Consider the following 21,825-nt stretch of genomic DNA (forward strand, 5'->3'; position numbering starts at 1 on the left):
GGTCTTTTTGTTTTAGCTGGCTAGTCGCTGGATCAGCCCACTGGCACGCGTCGTTTTGACCTTTATGCCTCGTTTAAGAACATTTAGCTCAGCGTAAAGAGCTAAACGCTTTTTCGCTCGGGTAATACCTGTATAAATCAGCTCGCGGGTTAATATCGGGCTAAAGTCCGGTGGCAGAATCATCAGGGTGTAATCAAATTCACTGCCCTGCGATTTATGAATTGTCATGGAGTAGGCCGTTTCATGCTCTGGTACCCGACTTGGCAGTACCGACTTAACGCTTCCATCAGGTAGCTCGAAAAAGACTTTCAAACGCGGTTCTTCTTCGCTGTCATCCCGCATACAAATACCAATATCTCCGTTATACAACCCTAGACCGTGATCATTTCGTGTGACCATAACCGGCCTGCCGTGATACCAAATCTCATCCTGTACCTGAATCAGCTTACGCGCTGCCAGTGCTTTCTCGATGCGCTGGTTTAACCCTGCGACACCGAAGTCTCCTTCACGAATCGCACACAGTAGACGACATTGATTAAACGTATCTAACACTGCTTTTGCTTTTCGGGTTAATGATTCAGTCTCTCCAGTATTCGGATCGATTTCAGCTTGGCCTATGCGCTTTAGATAGCGACCGTATTCCTGCACTAACGTCTGCATCATCTGATTGTAGTTTTGGCTACTCAGGGCAAAATGCTCGATATCTGAAAAGTCACGCGCCCACACATTATCAACGCTAGCGGCAGAACCTGAGTTAATCGCTTTTGCCAACTGGCCAATCCCCGAACGCGCATCGAATCGGTAACTCTTTTGCAGCATGCACAGACTATCGGCAATGCTGGACGCACTGTTGCTACTGTACGCTAAGGTGTCAAAACCAGTCAGCCTTGCTACGGCCGAAGCCTGTTCCTTACCGTAACCCAAAGCGTGGAACGAACAGATATCCCCGAGAACAGCCCCCGCCTCTACTGAGGCAAGCTGGTCTTTGTCGCCAAGCAGAATCAGTCGAGCATGTTTAGGTAACGCATCGACCACTTTGTACATCATGGGTAAATCAACCATCGAGGCTTCATCTATCACTAGAATATCCAGATGCAGCGGATTCTGCTTGTTGTGACGAAACTCAGCGCTGTTTGGAATCGCGCCTAGCAAGCGATGTAACGTGCTCGATTCAGTTGGAATTTTGGTTTTTAACTCCGGAGAAACTGGTAGCTCTTGCACTGCTTTACCAATTGACTCGGTTAATCGTGCAGCCGCTTTACCCGTCGGAGCCACCAGCTTGATGGTTAGATTCTTCTCTTGTGCGGCCTGCTCTATCAGAGCGGCAAGCAATTTGGTTACCGTGGTTGTTTTACCGGTTCCCGGTCCACCAGAAATCACAGCAAATCGACGGGTTAACGCTACCGCAGCCGCAACTTTTTGCCAGTTTACACACGCAGCAAGTGGCACTAATTCATCCAGTGAATGTAAGTCCTGAACTTTCTTGGCCTGACTTAAAACAGCATCAATCGCTGTCCAGTTAAGTACATCGTTTGCGACTACATCAAGATGGTCACATACCATTTGTTGACGTACAACTTGGTTGTTATTACCCGCTTCCGTGGCTTTGACTAATGCGTTAAAAAGAAAATGATATTGCCTTGCAAACAAATGGTTAAGCAGCTCAGATAAACGCGCAAACTCTTTTGGCTGCAAGTTAACCGCCGCGCCCAATTGATTGAGTTTTTCTGCCAGTGTCACTTCATAGTGCCAGTAACGATGCAGATACAAACGCTCACCATCGAACATCAGCGGCAAGGCTTCCCCCTGCACACCTACCAATGTGGAACTTTGCAATACTGTAATCCAGTCAATACCTTGCAGTTGAGTATTGAGAGCCAATGCCGACTCACCAAACAACCCTAATTTACTGGCAAAGTCAGTAGGCTGCCCCTGAGCATCAAACAGAGGCAAACAAATATGTCCTTTGCCGAGCTCGCTACTGACGACACCAGCGATAAACGCCAGCGCCTGACGTTCAGTTTGCCGCTCACCTTGCTCATTACTACATTGAGCATCAATAAATCGTGCAAACTGGTAGTCGAGCTGACGAATGGCACCTTTGTGCGCCAAACGTTCGAGCGTAGACAACAGGCTCTCTTGGTCAGATTGAAGATTGTGATTTGTCGTCATTAAAGTAGCTCCATCTGCCCAGCTTGAGTCGATCGCGTTTCCAACGTTTGACCATCAATCAAACGATCCATCTCTTGTAAAAACTCCAAGGTTGGTTTGGCGGCAAAAATACCGTGATCACTTTGTCCGTCCATACCACGCAAGAATAAGTAATAAACGCCACCAAAGTGTTGATCATATTGATAATTGGCAAGACGGCTACGCAAGAAACGATGCAGTGCTAAGGCATAAATCTGATACTGCAAATCGTATCTGTGATCCGCCATTGCAGATTTCAGCGCTTCACCATGATAATGCGTCACATCGTCGCCAAGATGATTCGATTTCCAGTCCAGTACGTAGTACTTGCCTTGATGTTCAAACACCAAGTCGATAAAACCTTTAAGCATGCCTTGCACGGTTTGGAAACCTAAATCCCCGGCTTTTGCAGACAATGGATCATGGCGCTGAATTACTCGGTTCAGAGCCGGTGCGGACAACACTTCAATCGGCAGCAGAAACTCCATTTCCACCAGACGCTGCGATGGTGCTTTTTGATTAAGCAGCAATGATTTACCGTCTAACGGCGTGGCAAGTACGGTATCAATTAGCTGTTGTAAAATTGGCAGCCACTCTTCATCCAACTGCTCACTTTCCATCAATCCAAGGATGATTTGCGTGTTTTCTTCCGCCGTTGCTGACTGAGTAAATTCAATTTCCTCAAACAAACTGTGCAGGAAAGTCCCCGGGCGAGCACCACGCGGGAAGGTAAAAATAGAACGCTCTGGCTCAACCAAATCGGCTTCGTCTTGCTCATCAGAAGAGTCAATATCAAAACCGGTGATCTCAATGGTGGCGTCATGTTCAGCATGATGAGATCCTTGCTTCACCAAACCAGAATAACTGGTGATGCGCCAGTTTTTGTCGATAGAGTTTTGTAGCTCTTTCGCAGTCAGGTCATACACTTCTTCTTGTGGCGCCACATACATGTCATCCAGCTGTTTCGGCGGCTCTGTCACTATTACGCAATTAGGCACCACACAATTGAGTTTATCTTGCTGCTGTATTAAACCTTGGTATAAATCGTTGATTCCACCCTCTTCGCCATTTTGCACTAAATAGCCAATTGCACTGCGATGTACGCCAGTTGGTTCTTTGGTTGAGCGGCCATTACGTAAAGGCGAAGCACCGATAAAGCAGGCATACACGGCGCGCGTTAATGCCACATATATCAGACGCAAGTCTTCAGCGAGACGCTCTTTGTCCGCTTGCTGCATTGATGCATCATTGCCCGTAATATCCAGTACAGTACGGTCATTGGCCACATCGTAATATTTGGCTTCGCTGGCTTCTCGGTAGCTGAAAACAAACGGCAGAAAGACTAGGTCATACTCCAGACCTTTTGATTTGTGGATGGTGACGATCTGTACCAAATTACGTTCGGATTCCAAACGTTGAATTTGGTCGTCACTGCCACCCAAGCCATTTTCCGCATCGCTAATGGACTGAGCCAGCCAGCGCAGCAGACCGTGGTCGCTGTCCAGTTCATTACTGGCTTGCTGAAGCAACTCACCAATGTGCATTAAATCGGTAAGTACTCGCTCACCATTTTCTCCTTGTGAGCTTGCGCCTTCTTCTAACAACCGTTCAGCAATATGACGCTTGCTGATCACCGCACGCAGCATGGGTAACACGCCACGCTGAATCCAAAGTTTACGGTACTCTTTGAATTCATTAACCGCGTTTTCCCATACGATTTCATCGTTGTTGAGTGCATCCAGACTGGCGGCATCCAGCGCAAACAGTTCAGAGGCGAGACTGGCACGTAGAGCCCGGTCATTTTCCGGGGTCAGCACTGCTTGCAGAAGACGCTGTAAATCTTGAGCCACCGAGCTGGTAAACACGCTGTCTCGGTTGGACAAATACACACTAGCAATGCCTTGGTCTGCCAGTGCTTGTTTAATCATCCGGCCTTCGCTTCCCGTGCGAACCAGTACCGCGATGTCGCCTGCTTGAATGGTTTTCTGTTTGTCACCGTTCACCAGACACGCTTGCCCGTGCTGAGCCTGAGTCAAAATGGTTTGGATTTGGCTTGCCGTTGCCTCTGCCATTCGAGTCAAATACTCGCCTTTTGGCAGCGGTTTGTCGTCAGCTTCTTGCAGCCAATAAGTGAGAGCAGGTTGCTTTTGACCACCCATAGTCCAAATGCGTTTGTCGGCGTTTGGGCTGTAATTTACCGGTAAGAACGGAATGTCCGAGTCATAGATAAACGGACTGTCTGGCAAGGCGAACACTTGATTCACCGCCTGAACCATATCCGCACTTGAACGCCAGTTAGTCCCTAGCGTGTAGTGGGCACTGACTTGGTTACGCGCTTTGATATAAGTGAAAATGTCTGCGCCGCGAAAGCCATATATCGCCTGCTTCGGATCACCGATCATAAACAAACCGCATTCTGGATTATTCAGATAGATACGGCTGAAAATACTGTATTGCAACGGGTCGGTATCCTGAAATTCGTCAATCATTGCAACGGGATACAGGGTGCGAATACGTTCGGCCAGAAGCTCACTTTCATCCGTATCGATAGAGGCAGAAAGTTGAGTCAGTAAGTCATCGAAAGAGAGCCACTGCTTTTGATTTTTCGCGCTGGCCAGCATTACTCGACAGTGTTCAATCGCATGGGCAAGCAGCGGAGCCTTTAAGCTGATAGGATTGGCAAGAAACGTTTCAATCGCTTCGAAAACAACATGCTGCGGCGCACTACCTTTGGGTGTTTTTTCCAGAAGAACATTCTGGGCAAACTTCTCCAGTTTGTCTGGATAGTCGTAACCTGTGGTTTCCGTTGCCGCCCAGTTGTTTACTGCCTCAAGCCAGGTCGGCAAGGACTTTTTGGTGTAGCTGCGTTTGTTGATATCTGAATCCGAAATCAGCGCTAAAAAATCATCTTGGCTGTCTTGCCATAAAGCTTTCAACTCATCAATTTTTTTCAGATTTTCAGTATGAAGATCAGCCAGGCTACCTTTCATTGCCGGGACCGACAAACTTAAAGGTACACCAGTCAAATAGTTACCGATATCTGCGAGAAGAGCAGATGGAGAGCCCCATAACTGACGAATTTCTCCGGCCAAAGTAAATGGCAGAGGGTAGAAGTTTCGGCGCCAGTAATCTGCCACAACCTGAGCTTTAAGGTGACTTTCATCGGTCACAAATTCGTTATTAAATCGGCTGCCGGATTCAAAGGCATTTTGCGTCAGCATACGCTGGCAGAAGCCGTGAATAGTGTAGACCGCGGCCTCATCCATTTGACGTTCTGCTTGCAGTAGAATTTCTGCCGCTTGCTTGTGATCGTCGAATTCGGTAAGCAAAGGCTGAATAACCGGATCAGAGCTTTGTCCACGAGCAAAAGCGATACGCGCATCATGGATTCTTCCCCTGATACGATCGCGCAATTCTGCCGTCGCCGCTTCAGTAAAGGTTACGACCAGAATCTGGTCAACTGTAAGCGGGGCGCGATGCTTGGTCTCAGTACTACCATGACCGAGCAAAAGTCGCAGGTATAACCCGGCAATAGTGAACGTTTTGCCCGTACCTGCGGACGCCTCAATTAACCTCGCACCATGCAGAGGAAATGTCATCGGTTCTAGTGGCGTTGGTTGTGACTGCTTAGGTACTTCTAACTCATGGTTAGGTAACTCTGCACCTGACATTTGATCCATAACGCTGAATTTCTCCGGATTATCGACTAATCAAACTGTGATCTATCGTTAAAAATTCTATTAATATGTTTAACAAGCTGGAAAATTTAGAGCTTTGTGGGATCTTTCTCACGGTTATCCATCTGCTGTACCGTTAGTATGCGCCTCACGAGATAAGCCAAGCCTTTTAGGCGGCGCAACTCAAATGAATTAAGCAAAAGAATCATGGTCCCTCTGACCTTGTGGCCGTACAGCGAACGCCCTACACAAAATAATGATTTTCTGGCGGCCACACTACACTCTCTTTCCTTTAACCTTTTGTCTTCATTACGCTTTTACATCTTCTGCATCTTGCACAGCTAAACGCGCGCCTTGCAGTACCAATGCGGTCATTAAACGTACTTCTGTAGCTAAGTCATCATTCCAGGCAGGCCAAATACGTGCAATATAGGCGTTGTTTCCTTCACCTGAACTCATGTAGCCATCGTTGAATGTATCTGCCATTTTCTTCAAAGACTTTTCTTCGTCGTCAGCCCAGTGTCCACGACTAAAGCCCGCTTCAACACATGCCAGCGCAGTTTGCGGGAAGTAAGGCAAAGGCTTGGTCATACCTTCAAAGAACAAGCGCACTAACTCAGTGAGTAACTGCTTGGCATACGCGGCATCTGCAATTTCTGGGTAGATTAAATGCACCGCACCTTCTTTACGATCATAACCAATGAGGTGAGTTTTCTTGGCATAACCCGATGCTGACACGGCGAGATGATCGATCCAGGCAGCCAGGTAATCCTGCGATCTAACCCTACCGCTGCGGTAGCGAATTAAACCAGATTGGTAACACTGAGTCAGCCAGCCTGTCAGGCGGACTTTTTTCTCTCCGCCCTCATCTGCTTTAAATGAGGAATCAAATAAGGAATCAAAGGTCAGGTCGATTTCTAAATCATCTTGAGGTGCACCAGATAGAAACGCCAGTTTTTCCACCAGCTCTTCAGCCTGAACTCGGTTGGTTTCAAACTCGATATCACCAAACGCACCAACTGGAAGTTTACCTTGGGCGCGTTGTTGACTCATAAAATGTTTCAATACGTCCACTTTTGACTCTGGCTGCGTCAGTGTCGTTTCGAGCAAGGTTTCTAATAGCTCATCACGCATCTGATAGCTTTCCAGTCCACCTAAAACAAATGGTTCATCATCTTCCATGACTGGCAGTGGCGGCTCAAATACCACTTTTAAGCGGCGATTGAAAAAGTACTGTACCGGTAAACGCCAGAAACGTTGCAGCTCTACCAAATCAAGCTCAATCGGGAATGTTGCTCCCAGCAGGTAATCATCCAATGCGCGGTTGAAATCTCGGCGAACGTAGCCTTGAGATTGGCTACTTTGAGTTAATGCCGCCGGAATCCACTCTTTCGCATAGCTGGAGTGTATACCCTGGAACGCACTAGGACTAAACGGCACCATTGCGTGAGCATTCACTAAAGCTTTCAATAAATTGTCGCCAGACTCATCAACCGGTAAACCTTCATCGCCGCTTAAGCAGTAGTTTTGGTGGCAGTATTCCATCAGCTCAGAAACCAGTACTGAAGGAACGCGTTCAGTGTTGTCTTGAATCGAACGGCCAACGTAACTGATGTAGAGCGTTTGCTGCGCAGACAACATCGCTTCCAGGAACAGGTAACGGTCATCATCTCGTCGTGAACGGTCACCCGGCTTAGTTTTTCCCGTCATCAGGTCAAAGCCTTCTGGAGGCATTGAACGCGGGTAAACTCCGTCATTCATTCCGAGCAGACAGACCGTTCTAAATGGAATCGAACGCATCGGCATCAGGGTACAAAAGTTAACTTGTCCGGCAAGGAAACGCTGACTGACTCGCGTGCCAGACAGTTTATCTTGCAGATATTGGCTGATGATCGCAGGTGATAACGCATCTTCAAATGCCGCATCGGCTAACTGTTCTTTAAGCTTACTGAGCGTGTCGCGAATGGATTTCAGCGCCATTTCACCTTCTAACTCGACTGAGAAGAAATCATCCAGCAGCGATACTAATGTCTCACGCCAGCCATCGATAGTGTGAGCATGAGAAAGCTTGCTGCGATACGTGCTGATTTGTTGGATAAAGTGCGCTAATTTGCCAGCAAGTTCGGCTCCCATCCCTTGCACTTCATTGTAGGGAGACAAACTGCCTTGCTCGGTTTCAAACAAGCCTGCCGACTCTGGCATCGCATAGCCCAGCAGCATTCTCTGAATACCAAACTGCCACGTGTTTTGACGGGTTTCCGGCAGTTCAAATTCACGTCCGGTATTGGCATCTAACCCCCAACGAATGCCCGACTCTTCAACCCACAGTTTAGCTTGTAAGAAATCATCTTCACTGAGCTCAAAACGCTTTAAGATCGCCGGAGTTTCCAGCAGTTCCAGTAGTTCTGAAGCCAAACAGCGCGTATTCGGTAAGTTTACCAACTGCATGAATGCCGCAAGAATTGGGCTCTCCTGGTCCGCCGTTCGGTCTGAAATCGAATACGGAATAAAACGCTCCCCCGGCGCATTACCAAATACCGCCTGAATCGCCGGGCTATAAGCATTGATGTCCGCAACCATGACAATAATATCGCGTGGCTTTAAGGTCGGGTCAGCATCAAACATCGACAGCAGTTGATCATGAAGCACTTCTACTTCACGCATTGGACTGTGGCAGGCGTGTAGACTCAGAGATTTATCGCCCAAGCTAACAACCTGCTTGTGATTACTGTGATCGATCTGCTGGTCGTCTTGATGTTCTTCGAGGTTCAGAATATCAGCTTGCAATTGATGGAGCAGATTGTCGCGCTCGACATCAACAAACGCTTCAATCTCATGGGATTCAAGCTGAGAAAGCAGATACATGTTATCGCGCCCCAATTTCCCCATTGAAGCTAAGAGGCTGTTTCCGACCACATCGGTGTGCAGTTCATCAATCACATTGTCTTCCAGAGCCCCTTTCAACTGCTCGGTTTCACCTTGTACTTCAGAGTGGTCATCCTGCCATACGACATGCTGACGATGTTTCGCTGCCAAACGAGCCAGATACTTGCGGTCCCGAACCTCACCCCAGTAGTAACGGCACGGGTTAGTGAACATCAAGTGCACATCGATGTGCTCACCAATCGCTTTTAATGCATCCATATAGCGTGGCGGCAAAGAGGAAATACCAAAAACAAATAAACGCTTCGGTAAATGGTCAAAATTGCCATTAAAATTCTCTAACGTGTCGATAAAGTGTTCATAAAGATTGGCACGGTGATAAGGAGACTGCCCCAGTGATAGCGTGTGATCGTACAGCGCTTGCCACAAAATTGGCTGCCACGGATGTTCGTCTTCCAGTTCAGGTACGCTCTGCCCTGCTTCCCAACTTGCAATCCATTCTGGACGGTACACCAGGTAACCATCGAAGATATCGGCGATTTTCTCTGCTAGCTGGTACAGCTTTGAGTTATCACTGTCGTCTTTGAGATATTGCGCTAACGGTGAAAACGTCTCTTGGTTTAGAAGCCCCGGCAGCAGGTGCATCAACTTCCACGTCATCGCTTCTTTGTTAAACGCACTGCGCTTTGGCACATCAGGGAGAACTTGCGTAAACATTTCCCAAATGAACGTTGCAGGTAGCGGAAAATCGATATTCGCCGCCACACCAAATTCTTTGGCCAATTCCATTTTTAACCACTGAGACATACCCGGACTTTGAACCAGAATTTGTTCTTTTTCGAACGGGTTTTCCAGCGGACTGATTCGAATCAGTTCAACAAGAAGTGATTTGAGAACGTCGACTTGGTTGGAGTGATAAACAGTAAACAAAATGGGAACACCGAGTGCCGATTGAAACTGTTAGCTAGCTTAGCACAGCCCTATTTAATCTGGCAGATATCTCGATCTGTTAAATAACAAAAGCTTATTAAACGCTGAATCACGCAGCAATCGCGTGTGATTCAGCGTCACTTTTTCTCTCAGATAACGGCAATTGTGACACACCTAGAATAGGCAGGTTACACATGAGCCATCGGCCAAACTCGCGGTTTTATCATCAGGTGATTCACGTATTGAAATGCCACATACACAACAACACAAGTTGCAACGATGAGTTCTAAACCCGCCAAACTTCGCACTTGTTGAACATAGTGTGACGATAAGCCTTGTGTCTCCATCCAGTTAGCCATTTTGAACAACGCCGTTGCACCAATTACCATTGGGAAGGTAAACGCCGCATAACCTGGGCTGAACGGCAGTCTTAGCAGTTTAAAGAATGCCAAGTAGATGATGGCCGTCATCAACACCGCAATACCAAACAACATAGCAATAACGACAGGCGATGGCGTAGTAATTACAGTTAAGTACCCAGCCAAAGATAAACTCGCAGGTGCAGCCAAGATCGCCATAGTTGGCTTCGCTGCATCGGGAATTTCCTGTGTAAACATGAATCGGTAAATCATGATCGGAAGCATCACTGCGTACGCCATCATACCGAACATCAATGCACCATGTGCGATGGGAACCAAAAACGGATTGCCCGAAAAAGAGACATCCGCAACGATGATGCCTACTGGTGGTACAAACCAGCTCGGTACCATGTGGTGTAACTCAAACTCTTTTGCTCGGTGGTAAACAAAGCTAACCAAAAACACAATGTGCATTACAATTGCGACTAACCATAGTGTGTCGCCCGCAAGTGGAAATAACTGCCCCAACGAGTTAGAAACCACCATCGTTCCCATTGCAAAAGTCGGTACCACGCTCCCGACGACTGGGTGAGCTAGATCCTGTCTTAACAGCTGACGATGTAGTAGGAATTTAATCGCCAGAATGGTGAGTAACACACTGGCGATGCCCGCACTCATCCACTGTCCGTAGCCATTTAATTCAGCGAAGTTTTCCCAACTCCAACCCAAACTTGCAATACCAAGTGCTAACCCTGCCATCGGCGTTGGAGCTGCCATTAGTTTTGCTCTTGTTTTCTGAATCATAACAACCTCTATCAGAGCCAGTCTCGATGTCGCTAATAATACGCTTGCACTTCGTTCCGATATATCTAATTATCTAGAACACACGTTCAGATTTACTAAACATTGATCTATGGCAAGTCATATATCTCTCAAACAACTCAAGGTGTTTACCACCATCACTCAGCACAACACGTTGACTGCCGCCTCGGAGAGTCTCTATCTTTCTAAAGCAGCGGTAAGTATGGCGCTGTCTGAGCTAGAAAAGCAGATTGGGCATCACCTGTTCGATCGGGTCAACAACCGACTGATTCTCAATCAGGAAGGACAAAAGTTGCTGCCTTTAGCGGACGAGTTATTAAACCGAGCCAAAGACATTGAAAGCATATTTGAAGGCGACCACGCCCTGTCAGGACAACTGAGAATTGGTGCAAGTGATACCATCGGCAATCAAGTCGCGCCTTATCTCCTAAGCGCATTTCGTCAACATACTAATCACCGCTCGCAAAGCCTGTTTATTTCCAACTCGGCGCAGATATGCGACAAACTAACCGACTATGAGCTGGATATCGCACTGATCGAGGGTAAAACGCTTCACCCCGAACTGCAGTCCTCTCAATTTAGTGAGGATGAGATGTGCGTTATCTGTTCGCCAAATTATCCGGCAGCACACGAAGGTATGATGAATCTGTCAGAGCTGGAAAACAGCGAGTGGATATTGCGGGAAGCAGGTTCCGGTTCTCGCGAATTCTTCCTGCGTGTGATTGCTCCGCGAATTGAGCAATGGCATGAAGCTTTTCAACTCAATACCACTGAAGCGCTGATTAACTCTGTGTCTGCGGGTTTAGGGTTAGGTTGCTTATCGCGTCTGTCCGCTGAACCTGCGATTAGAGATGGCCGAGTCAAGGTTCTGGAGATGCCATTAGATATGAAACGCCGATTCTGGCTACTGGTGCATAAGGAAAAATATCAGAGCCCACTCCTAAAAACTTTTATTGCGTTTTGTCAGAGTTGGCAGTTTCCTGTAAATAATAACAAATAGTTCAATAGCTGGTCACTTAGTTCTACCTGCTTCTCATTCTTAGACCAGTCGCTAGACTTAGCTGGTTAAAAACTGTATAAAAAGCCAGTATCAATACACCAAATTAGGGGACCAACCATGGCTGTAATAGTCAAGTACGTGGTAGAACGCAATGGAGAAGAGAAAATGACTTTTACCTCTAAAGCGGAAGCTGACGCATATGACAAAATGCTGGATATGGCAGATGAGCTATTCTCTCTGCTAGGTAAAAGTGAACTTCTGGAAGACGAAGGAAAGCAAGAAGATCTTGCCATGTTCCTTGCGCAAAACAAAGAAGAACTCCTTTACGCTCTGGGTGCAAAGCGTAGACCTGCACCTAAGAAAGCAAAAAAGCTTGAAGCTGTCGAAGAAGAGACACAGGAAGACGCAGCATAAGCTTACCTAGCTTTTCAAAATGACGCCGCATATTGTGGCGTTTTTTTATGCCGGTTGATCACAGATGAAATATTTAAAGTAGCTCTCACTTGCTCTAAGCCCACACGCCAATATGCATACAGCATAATAACCAATCCCCTTATGAAATCTTCTTTTTTCAGGCTGCAATCACTGCATTTTGCTAGGTAACTGCCCTCAAAAATTGTGACATTCTATCCATTAATTGATATGCCTCGAAAATCGCATAGGTCACCACTTTTTAAGGTAATCATTTGTTGTTGCTAAAGAATTAGCAATACAAAATGTCGGCACTTTTCAGAGAGGTGAAATTATGTACAAAGTTAGTTCTTTGGCTTTTGCGTTACTTTTGGCCGGTTGTGGCGGCGGTGGTGGTGGCAGCGATAATATTCGCGTATACAGCCCACAACCAACGGTAGATATCGTCGGTGATACTATGTCGCCAATAACCACACATATCGAATTTGATTCAAAAGGGGTGACTAAACAGGAGATCTATGTGGGTGTTGCTTCAGAAAGCCCGCTGGTGAAATACGCCGAGATTATGTTTACGTCTGGCACTGGTGGGATAGTGAAGATTGATCTAGAGCCCGGCTACAAAGCAGGCAATGGCACGACCCAACATCAGATTTCTATGCTGGCTTGCTTTGATGAGTATTGTAATGAGCATGTTCCTGGCTCACCAATTAAAGCAACGATTAACTATAGTGTTGAGCTTAACGAACAGGCGATCTTGTTAGAGGATGAAACGATCCACTACCACGCGGCAACAAACGCTCTCGTGGATAATAATCTCAAGCAGCGCACCATCCGTCTTCGCGGTAACCATGGCGATCAGCTCAAGCTATCACGCTCAAACGGTGAAGTGCGGGTCAATCAGCTCTCTCTGGCACCAAAAGCCTATGATGAGTACGCTGCTTTAATTGACTTAAAGTTGCCACATAACCTTGCTGTTGGCGATTATAGTGGCGATTTAGAACTCAATGTATGTTATGACGAACAGTGTGACTACCCTGTAGCAGGTAGCCCACTTCAGGTACCAATGGACTTTGTGATTGAAGCACCAACGCAAGCCGCAAGTAACGCGCTGGCAGTGAGCGAGCGCTTGAAGTTCGGGTATGAAGTGTTACAAGCGGCCTACGTTCCAGGCTTAAACCTGTTAGTGATGACTTCAGATTCACCAACTAATCAGTTGTATGTATATGATTTAGCAACGGGTGAGACACAAAGCTTTAGCCTTTCTAACCAGCCTGTTTCTCTGACTGTTGATACTCTTGCCAAACAAGGTCGCGTTGTTGTCGCCACGGAATATCAAGCTGAGATATTTGATTTTAATTCAGTAGATCTAGCAACGCCGACCCGCCAACAGATCTCGACGAGTTATAATTCTCCAAGCATTGCAGTACGTCGTGATGATCTATTTGCTGCGGGTTCAAACCTAGAAGTGATCGATATTTCAACAAAAAATAGTGAGATCTCTGAAGGAGTCGACTGGTATTCCCCTGATATTAAACTGGGCAGTAACGGGGACGTATTGTTAGGCTTGGAGGCCAACCTTTCACCACAAAGTTTTACCGGCGTATTCGTTGAGTCTGGGCAATGGAATTTGCCGAATACCGAAGATGAGTACCATGGTGACTATTCGCATGGAGGAGTATTCTGGTTTGATAAAGCAGGTGAGAACTATATCGACGGCAACGGCAACTACTATACGCTAAAAGATGGCAACCACTTAGATCTGAAGTGGGCAGGTCAACTTCCGTTATCTGAATTGAGTGGCACTTACAAACCGTCAATCACTGCGTTTATTGACACAGGCAGTCAGTATGTAATTGCTGAAGGTGAGCAAAGTCGCCAGCTCCGAGTGATTGACAAAGCGAGCAACAAGGTAGCTGAGACTTTTTCTGCAACCAATCGTCAAGGTTTTTGGGGAGAAGACGAAGAGCATATTCAGTTTGCCTTTGTCGCTGATGGCGGAGAAATCTACATGATTAAATCACTGAATGACTACACGACTAGTTGGGAATATGCACAACCTGAACTGGTAAGAGTTAAGTAACTCCGATCTTCTACATGGATAATATCCGAGTAACTTGTTAGTTCACGAAGCCATGTCTTTTGTTGACTTGGCTTCTTTAATTTCAGGGCTTTGGATATCTTATCGTTCAAGCTGAATATTTAGTTTACGACACATTTCTCATCAGACAGAGATATCTCTCAAAAGACAAAAGGTATCCATCTACGGACTTTATCCCATTACCCCCTTTAAACTCCCCAATAGTGTCTTTATGATGACTATCAACTTAACTCAATTAGATTCTTGTCAGCGAACAGACGAGACCAGACTCAACAGACGGAGATCAACTATGGCTTTCTTTTCTCTAGCCTTTGGTACGGCAACTAAAAACCGCGGCGGTAAAATCATCGAAGCGTTTTTTCCAAACCCAATTCTTAACCCAAGCGACGAACTAGTAAACGCACTAGCAGCAGTAGCTGGTTACGAGCAAGGCAACCAAGCTATCGAGATCTCTGTTGCACAGAGCACAGAGCTAGCGGCTGCATTTGAAGCTAACGGTGACGCGGCAAACGCATCATTCGCGACCAAAGCAGCGGAATCAGCACAACCTCTTGTACTGGTTATCCTTGCATCTGATGAACAGGCACAATCTGTTGCAGAAGGCTTCCTGAAACTACAACTTATCTCTAACCGTCTGGTTAAGCCACACGGCACAGTACTGGATGGCATCTTCGGCCTGCTGCACAACATCGCATGGACAAACGAAGGTCCAATCGACCTACCAGAACTGGCAGAGCGTCAAATCGAAGCTCGTCTTGCTGGTCGCACACTAAGCGTAGATTGTGTAGACAAGTTCCCTAAAATGGTGGACTACGTTGTACCAACTGGCGTTCGTATCGCTGACACATCTCGTGTACGTCTTGGCGCACACGTTGGCGAAGGCACAACCGTTATGCACGAAGGTTTCATCAACTTCAACGCAGGTACAACAGGCGTGAGCATGGTTGAAGGTCGTATCTCTGCAGGTGTTGTGGTAGGAAACGGTTCAGACATCGGTGGTGGTGCATCTATCATGGGTACCCTATCTGGCGGCGGTAAAGTTGTGGTTTCTATCGGTGAAAACTCTCTACTAGGCGCAAACGCTGGTCTTGGTTTCCCACTAGGTGACCGTTGTACTCTTGAATCTGGCCTATATGTAACAGCAGGTACTAAAGTACGTATGCTGGACAAAGAAGGTAACGAAGTAGAAATCGTTAAAGCTCGCGACCTTGCTGGCGTATCTGACCTACTATTCCGTCGTAACTCTGTGACTGGTCAAATCGAGTGTCTTGCAAACAAGAGCGCGGTTGAACTAAACAGTGAACTACACAAAAATAATTAATCTGTTAAAAACAACTAATCCGTAAAAACAAATAGTCTGTTTTTGATTTGGTCTTTAAAAAAATCCCCCGACAGGAAACTGTCGGGGGATTTTTATTTCTGCAACTTTGGGATATCAGTTACTTATTTAGGAAACTTACCGCTTTGTCAGGGAAGTCGGTGAACAAACCATCAACCTTCACCTGATTGTAGAAGATATCCATCATACCTTCGAAGCTAACGGTGTAAGCGGGAATACGTCCCGGATCAGCACGGAAAGTATAAGGATGTACCTGTAATCCAGCGTCTTTTGCTGCTTTCATCAACGGTTTGATAACGATGTTATCTTGGGTGGACTTATCATCGACAAGCATCGGTTTCCAAGGACCAATACCTTCTGCATAATCGGCGACTTTCTTCATTCCACCCGCTTCAAACATCCAGTCATAGTTGTACGGCGTTGCGGTATCGCCATTGTAGACCATAGTTTCGTTCCAATCGGTGTAAGCCATAAGCTGAACGAGCTTCAGATCAATGCCCATCTCAGGCATCAGTTCACTGTTAATGCGCTGTAATTCATTAGCATCAAAGCATTGTAGATACACCTTGTCGTCTTGCGAGTCGTAACCATACTGTTTCAATACTTTCAGGACAGCTTTAGAAATGTCTTTCCCTTCGTGACGATGGAACCAAGGTGCTTTGATTTCGGGATAGATACCGATGTCGTAACCCAATGTTTTATTGAGCCCTTGAATCAACTCAATTTCTTCGGCGAACGTCGGGACAGTAAAATCGGATTTCCACATTGGGAATCGAGTTGGGTATCCAGCGACTTTGTTGCCGTTATCGTCGATATTAAACCCTTCTGTTACTCGCAACGATTTGATTTCTGCCAACGTAAAGTCAATCGCATAGTAGCGGCCATCTTTACGCGCACGATCCGGAAAACGTTCAGCGACATCGGTAACTCGATCCAGATAATGGTCATGCAAAACCACTAACTGATCATCTTTGGTCATCACCACATCCTGTTCGATGTAGTCGGGTTTCATAGCATAAGCAAGCGCTTTGGCTTCTAAGGTGTGCTCTGGTAAATAGCCAGATGCGCCTCGGTGAGCAATCACAAGAGGTTTCGCAATCGCTCCAGCAGATAAGCTAAGCGCCAAAAATGTAAGGCAAACTGACGTTGTTTTCATTGTTATTTCCTTGATAAAGCGAAGAGGCAGTATTCCACTGCCTCTTTAAATAAATATTACGCTAGCGCTTCCTTTTCGCGCTCTTTTTGCTCGTGATGCGCGCGTTCGCCCAACATTGCATAGGTCAAACATACGATAGAAGTAATACACGAACCGATTAAGATGATGAAACCGCCATCCCAGCCAAAGTGGTCAACCGTGTAACCAAGGATCGCGTTTGCAGCAACGGCACCACCTAAGTAACCAAACAATCCTGTCAGGCCCGCAGCTGTTCCCGCCGCTTTCTTCGGCGCTAATTCAAGCGCATATAAACCGATCAACATCACAGGACCGTAAATCAGGAAGCCAATTGCAATCAGCGCCATCATATCTACCGTTGGGTTGCCAGCTGGATTGAACCAGTAAACCATGACAGCAACTGTTACGAGGGCCATAAACAAAATACCTGCAGGTGCACGGCGACCTTTAAACAGCTTGTCTGAAATCCAACCACACAATAACGTGCCTGGGATACCCGCCCACTCGTACAGGAAGTAAGCCCAAGAAGATTTATCTACCGAGAAATCCTTCGCTTCTTTGAGGTATACCGGCGCCCAGTCCAAAACACCGTAACGAATCAGGTATACGAATGCGTTCGCTATCGCAATCGACCATAGCAACTTGTTGTTGAATACGTACTTGAAGAAGATTTCCTTCGCTGTCATTTCTTGTTCGTGAGATTTGTCGTAATCATCTGGGTAGTCATTTTTGTACTCTTCAATCGGAGGCAAACCACAAGATTGAGGTGTATCGCGAACCGTCATCCAGATAAAAATAGCGACTAAAATGGCAAAAAATGCAGGAACGTAAAATGCGGTACGCCAGTCGTCGTTAAATGCCCAAAGACCAAGGATAAATAATGGTCCGATCAAACCGCCACCTACGTTATGGGCAACGTTCCAAACCGAAACAATCTCGCCACGCTCTTTACGTGACCACCAGTGCACCATAGTTCGGCCACAAGCAGGCCAGCCCATGCCCTGAAACCACCCGTTTAAAAACAGCAAAATAAACATCGCTGTTACACTGCCTGTTGCCCAAGGCATAAACCCAAAACAAAACATAACGAGTGCCGACATTAACAGACCGCCACTTAGGAAGTAGCGAGGGTTGGAACGGTCAGACACACTGCCCATTAAGAACTTGGAAAGACCATATGCAATAGAAACAGCCGCAAGAGCAACACCCAGATCACCACGGCTAAAGCCTTGCTCAATCAGATAAGGCATCGCCAAACTGAAGTTTTTACGAACCAGATAATAGCCAGCGTATCCAACAAAAATACCGATGAAAAGCTGCCAACGTAGACGTGAGTAGGTGCTATCAATACTGTCTGGGGACAGACGATCGATGTGCGCCTTAGGTTTGAATATTCCAAACATAGGAACCTCATTATGTATTATGCGATGGTAAAGAATCGAAAAAGAAAAAACGAAACAAAACAAACATTCGTTCGAAAGAAATCGCATTGTAAGAGGTTAGTACTTAATTTCTGTGATAAATGTTGCACATAAATTAAATACTAGTAAATACAGTAAATTAGAAATAATTAATTAGACACCAGTTCAATTTTACGCATATTCAGTTAATGTTGTACTCGTTCAAAAAGGAACACACATTGAGCAAGTAACGAAATCACACAAATATGTCCTCTCTGTATCCACTGAGATCTAAGGATAGGCCGTGCTCAATGCTGTGAATATTCATCCGCTCAATATCAAACCAAATACCAAGTTCGCGTCAGCGATCCTATCTAAGCCTTTATAAAACCTTTCTTTATCTACTCAATTAGGGTTATTTCTTGCGCAAAAACTGGGGCACAAATCGTCTTTAGCGAAGCCGCCTCACAAAACTCCTCTTACCAGTTGTGCAATAGTTTTCACACAGGTAACTTAAACAACAAAATCTCCGTAAGCATCAGAAAACCTGTTCAACGAGCTTTCCTTTATGATTAAAAGATGCGCTATTTAACAAAATTTAAGAGTTTGATTAACATTTTTATGCTCAAACGCTCACTTTTAATGCTCGTTTATTTTCGAAACCGATTATATATGCACAATACTATCGTGCTAGATAAGCAAAATAACCATAGGACTCTTAACATGACTACCAACAAACACCCCTCTCTGCTCGGAGAATGTTTGGCCGAGTTTATCGGTACGGGACTACTCATATTCTTCGGCGTTGGCTGCGTTGCGGCTTTGGTGCTAACAGGCGCTTCTTTTGGACAATGGGAAATCAGCATAGTGTGGGGATTAGGTGTAACCATCGCTATTTACTGTACTGCCGGCGTTTCAGGCGCACACATTAACCCAGCGGTAACCATTGCACTTGCCATGTTCCACGGCTTCGATAAAGCGAAAGTAGTGCCTTACATTATCGCTCAATTACTTGGCGCGTTTTGCTCTGCCGCTTTGGTCTACAGCTTGTACGCCAACCTCTTTACTGATTATGAAATCGCACACAATTTCGTACGTAGTAGCCAAGAGGCCTTAGCAACGGCGGGAATTTTTTCGACCTACCCACACGCTTCTCTCTCTTTCTCTGGTGCTTTTGCGGTGGAGTTTGTTATTACCGCCGTTTTAATGTTTGCGATTTTGGCACTGGGTGATGAAAGTAATGGGGCACCTCGTGGGGCAATGAATCCACTATTGATTGGTATTCTTATTGCGGTTATTGGTGGCTCGCTTGGCCCACTAACGGGATTTGCGATGAACCCAGCGCGTGACTTTGGACCAAAGCTGTTCGCCTACTTTGCTGGCTGGGATTATGCTCTGACTGGCGCCAAGGATATCCCGTACTTTATCATTCCGGTCCTCGCCCCTATTGCAGGTGCCTGCTTTGGTGGTTGGCTATATCCGAAAGCAATTGCTGCTTATCTTCCGCAGCAGGGTCACGGTTGTACTATCCCAAACCAATGTGACACGGAAGAGACAGAAGAAGCTCGAGCTTAACCACTGACTAATCAGTATACCCAAATAACCTCGAGATGCTTGGTTCAGCGAGAATGACTTGGCTCTCAGACGCGGCAACGATTTGAAGATCTAGTGGTTCTAAATCAAAAATCGTTAACAAAGACTGTGAGTCAAGACAACTCGCCCTTCGGGAGCGTGTCACTGACACAATTTCTGCGTCAAATAACTTGGAAAGAGCTTGCTCTTCCGCTGCGTTAGTTTCCTTGAACTAGCATCAGTGACAACGCTCTGAATCCGGCATCTTGAATTCATTTGGGTATAAAATATAAATAACAAAACAAAAGGATTCTTACCATGACTGAGCAAAAATACATTGTTGCCCTAGACCAAGGCACAACAAGTTCTCGCGCCGTCATTCTTGATCATGACGCAAACATCGTTAGCGTCGCTCAGCGCGAATTTACTCAGATTTATCCGCAAGCAGGCTGGGTTGAGCACGATCCGATGGAAATCTGGGCGACGCAGAGTTCGACCTTGGTTGAAGCTTTGGCTAAATCAGGCATCCGAAGCGACCAATTAGCTGCCATTGGTATTACCAACCAACGTGAAACCACGGTTGTCTGGAACAAAGAAACGGGTAAACCAGTTTACAACGCCATCGTCTGGCAATGTCGCCGCACCGCAGAAATCTGTGAAGATCTAAAACGCCGCGGATTAGAGGACTACGTGCGTGATAACACAGGCTTAGTGCTTGACCCGTACTTCTCCGGCACAAAAGTGAAGTGGATTCTTGATAATGTAGAAGGCGCGCGTCAAGACGCAGAAGCAGGCAAACTGTTATTTGGTACGGTTGATACTTGGCTGGTATGGAAAATGACTCAAGGCCGCGTACACGTAACAGACTACACCAACGCTTCGCGTACGATGCTATTTAATATCAACGACCTATGTTGGGATCAAAAACTGCTGGATGAGTTGGGTATTCCAGCATCGATGATGCCAGAAGTAAAACGTTCTTCTGAAATATATGGCAAAACCAATATTGGTGGTAAAGGTGGTACTCGTATTCCTATCGCTGGTATTGCGGGTGACCAACAAGCCGCGCTTTATGGCCAGATGTGTGTGAAAGCCGGTCAGGCAAAAAACACCTACGGTACGGGTTGTTTCTTGTTGATGAATACCGGTCAAGAAAAAGTTACTTCTACACACGGCCTACTCACTACCCTAGCATGTGGTCCGAAAGGTGAACCTGCATACGCGTTGGAAGGTGCAGTATTCATGGGCGGTGCGTCCATTCAATGGCTGCGTGATGAACTTAAGATTCTTAACGGCGCAGAAGACTCTGAATACTTCGCGACAAAAGTGGACACGTCAAACGGTGTGTACGTCGTTCCTGCATTTACAGGTCTTGGTGCTCCATACTGGGATGCATACGCACGTGGTACTATTGTTGGCCTGACTCGAGGCGTAAACTCCAACCACATTATTCGTGCAACCTTGGAAGGTATCGCTTACCAAACTCGCGACGTACTGGATGCGATGCAAGCCGATTCAGGAATCAAGCTTGAAAACCTCCGTGTAGACGGTGGAGCTGTCGCGAATAACTTCTTAATGCAATTCCAGGCGGATGTGTTAAATACACAGGTACTTCGCCCGCAAGTCACCGAAGTTACTGCCTTGGGCGCAGCATATCTGGCAGGACTGGCAGTAGGATATTGGGATAGTCTGGACGAACTGCAAGGTAAAGCCGTCATCGATCGTACGTTTGAACCTCATGAAGACGAAGAAAAACGTAACCGTCGCTACAAAGGCTGGAAGCGTGCAGTAAAATGTGCACAAACCTGGTCTGAGCTTCACGACGACGAAGATTAATTCTTCACCAATAAGAACAAAGAGCGCCTTCTGAGCGCTCTTTTTTGCGTCTTACCCCCGATTCCTTGGTCGCTTTACTTCTCATAACGAACGAGTTCGAGCACAATAGCGCGAGTTTCTATTTTCGAATTTGA

General features: G+C 46.3%; 12 protein-coding genes. 6 read left to right on the forward strand and 6 right to left on the reverse strand.

Features of this window, described 5'->3' with window-relative positions:
• Positions 1-12 precede the first annotated feature (12 nt).
• From recD to WJM94_RS14890, 4 genes are all read right to left on the reverse strand, one after another.
• The gene (gene recD / locus WJM94_RS14875; RefSeq protein ID WP_444494975.1) at positions 13-2,172 is read right to left on the reverse strand and encodes an exodeoxyribonuclease V subunit alpha; all 2,160 of its coding nucleotides are present in this window, start codon (positions 2,170-2,172) and stop codon (positions 13-15) included.
• Complete coding sequence (gene recB, locus WJM94_RS14880; RefSeq protein ID WP_444494976.1) at positions 2,172-5,870, reverse strand: exodeoxyribonuclease V subunit beta; 3,699 nt, start codon at positions 5,868-5,870, stop codon at positions 2,172-2,174. Before recB ends, recD begins: the two co-directional genes overlap by 1 nt.
• Before the next feature lie 306 nt (positions 5,871-6,176).
• Positions 6,177-9,680 (reverse strand): exodeoxyribonuclease V subunit gamma, encoded by a 3,504-nt coding sequence (recC, locus tag WJM94_RS14885; protein WP_444494977.1) that lies wholly within the window; start codon positions 9,678-9,680, stop codon positions 6,177-6,179.
• A gap of 188 nt (positions 9,681-9,868) precedes the next feature.
• A complete protein-coding gene (locus WJM94_RS14890; protein ID WP_444494978.1) occupies positions 9,869-10,843 on the reverse strand; it encodes a TDT family transporter in 975 nt (324 codons plus the stop codon).
• Positions 10,844-10,952: 109 nt separating this feature from the next.
• On the opposite strand from WJM94_RS14890, the gene WJM94_RS14895 reads away from it, so the two are divergent.
• From WJM94_RS14895 to dapD, 4 genes are all read left to right on the forward strand, one after another.
• Positions 10,953-11,861 (forward strand): LysR family transcriptional regulator, encoded by a 909-nt coding sequence (locus tag WJM94_RS14895; protein ID WP_444494979.1) that lies wholly within the window; start codon positions 10,953-10,955, stop codon positions 11,859-11,861.
• A 117-nt stretch (positions 11,862-11,978) separates the two neighbouring features.
• Positions 11,979-12,275 carry a YebG family protein gene (locus WJM94_RS14900; RefSeq protein WP_444494980.1) on the forward strand — a complete coding sequence of 99 codons (297 nt, stop codon included), beginning with the start codon at positions 11,979-11,981 and terminating at the stop codon, positions 12,273-12,275.
• Positions 12,276-12,606: 331 nt separating this feature from the next.
• Positions 12,607-14,352 (forward strand): PKD domain-containing protein, encoded by a 1,746-nt coding sequence (locus tag WJM94_RS14905; protein WP_444494981.1) that lies wholly within the window; start codon positions 12,607-12,609, stop codon positions 14,350-14,352.
• Between the two features lie 307 nt (positions 14,353-14,659).
• Positions 14,660-15,691, forward strand: a complete 1,032-nt coding sequence (dapD, locus tag WJM94_RS14910; protein WP_444494982.1) for a 2,3,4,5-tetrahydropyridine-2,6-dicarboxylate N-succinyltransferase — start codon at positions 14,660-14,662, stop codon at positions 15,689-15,691.
• 118 nt (positions 15,692-15,809) lie between these two features.
• Here the strand turns inward: dapD and glpQ are convergent, their stop codons facing one another.
• Together glpQ and glpT are read right to left on the reverse strand one after the other, a co-directional pair.
• Positions 15,810-16,865 (reverse strand): glycerophosphodiester phosphodiesterase, encoded by a 1,056-nt coding sequence (gene glpQ / locus WJM94_RS14915; RefSeq protein WP_444494983.1) that lies wholly within the window; start codon positions 16,863-16,865, stop codon positions 15,810-15,812.
• A 56-nt stretch (positions 16,866-16,921) separates the two neighbouring features.
• Complete coding sequence (gene glpT, locus WJM94_RS14920; protein WP_444494984.1) at positions 16,922-18,286, reverse strand: glycerol-3-phosphate transporter; 1,365 nt, start codon at positions 18,284-18,286, stop codon at positions 16,922-16,924.
• A 720-nt stretch (positions 18,287-19,006) separates the two neighbouring features.
• Between glpT and WJM94_RS14925 the strand changes: the two genes are divergently transcribed.
• Positions 19,007-19,858, forward strand: coding sequence for an MIP/aquaporin family protein (locus tag WJM94_RS14925; protein WP_444494985.1), 852 nt, complete (start codon positions 19,007-19,009; stop codon positions 19,856-19,858).
• A gap of 315 nt (positions 19,859-20,173) precedes the next feature.
• Positions 20,174-21,691 (forward strand): glycerol kinase GlpK, encoded by a 1,518-nt coding sequence (gene glpK, locus WJM94_RS14930; RefSeq protein WP_444494986.1) that lies wholly within the window; start codon positions 20,174-20,176, stop codon positions 21,689-21,691.
• Positions 21,692-21,825: the final 134 nt, after the last annotated feature.

The organism is Vibrio sp. YIC-376 (assembly GCF_052353105.1).
In the GTDB taxonomy this organism is placed as follows: Bacteria; Pseudomonadota; Gammaproteobacteria; order Enterobacterales; family Vibrionaceae; genus Vibrio.